At 74.1% G+C, this 1,249-nt stretch carries 1 pseudogene; it reads left to right on the top strand.

The features are described 5' to 3' along the window. Positions 1–1,249: pseudogene (locus tag C666_RS19085) on the top strand (cytochrome c biogenesis protein CcsA); the annotation flags it as partial.

The following is a 1,249-nucleotide window of genomic DNA, read 5'->3' on the forward strand; positions in this document are numbered from 1 at the left end:
AGTTCGCACCGCTATGTCGGCGCGGCCAGCGCGCCGGCGTATTTCGCCCTCGCCGCGCTGGTCGCGGCCGCCGGCGCGGCAATGGGATGGCGCGGGTGGCGCGGACGCACCCGCGTCGCGCCGATGCCGCTGCGCCAGGGCTTCGCCGCGTGGGGCCTGCGTCTCACCCAGTACGCGTTCGCCTGCATCGCCGTGGCGGCCGCCGCGCAGCTTGCCTGGGCCTTCCATGCCAGCGCCCAGGAACTGCCGCGGCCGGACGACCTGAAGCCCTTCTTCGCCACGCTGGCCGGCTGGGCGCGCGGCAGCGAGCTGCCGGCGCTGCGGGCGGCCTTCTCGCAGTGGGACGTGAACGGCTACGCGCTGGCGCGGGCGGCGCTGTATCCGCTGATCCTCATCGGCCTGCTCGGCGGCTGGTTCTTCATGCGCCGCCTGTCGCCGCTGCTGGGCTGGGTGTCGCTGGCGCTGGCGGCGCTCGCCTGCGGCGGCGTCTGGCTCGAAGGCGGCCTGCTGACGCGCGAATACACTGGCACGGGGGTGCTGTCACAGCGGATCGTCGCGGTGCTGCCGCGCATCGACGCCAGCCTCGCGGCGGGCGCCTATCTGGCCTTGGCGGCGAGCGCCTGGAGCATCCGGACGGCGAGGACGGCCGCCGGAGGCCACGCCCTAGCCGTCGGGCTGGTGCATGTGGGGGCGATGCTCGCGCTGTGGGGCGCCCTGCTGTCGACGGCGCTCAACGGCTACTCGCAGCACGTGGTCGCCCTGTCGGACGATTGGCGGCGCGACCACCACGGCTACGCCTTCCGCGTCACCGGCGTCGAGGTCGAGCGCACGGCCGACGGCGGCCGCGCGGACGGCGACGGAGGCTTTCGCGCCTTCGCCCGCATCGAGCTGCTGACGCCGTCGCAGAGCCTGGCCAGCGGCCAGACCCTGTACCGCGACGGCCGCAGCGCCATCGAAGGCTACGACGGCCCGATGCGCGAAATCTGCGAGATCCTCGATTACCGCTACGCGCGCTATGCCGATTCCCCAGGCTACGTGCTGCACCCCTTCATCGAACGCGGCTGGGCGCGCGACGTGCAGTTGTGGGTCTCCCCCGCCGCCGCCGTGGCCGCGCTCGAAGGCGGTCCGCAAACGCCGCAGGCGACGGTGGTGCTGCGCTACTTCCCGTTCATCTCGCTGCTCTGGCTCGGCCTGGCGCTGACCGCGGCGGGCGCGCTGTGGCTCGCGTTCGCGCCGCAACGCGCCCGCC

The sequence above is a fragment of the Thauera linaloolentis 47Lol = DSM 12138 genome, from assembly GCF_000310205.1.
Lineage (GTDB): Bacteria > Pseudomonadota > Gammaproteobacteria > Burkholderiales > Rhodocyclaceae > Thauera > Thauera linaloolentis.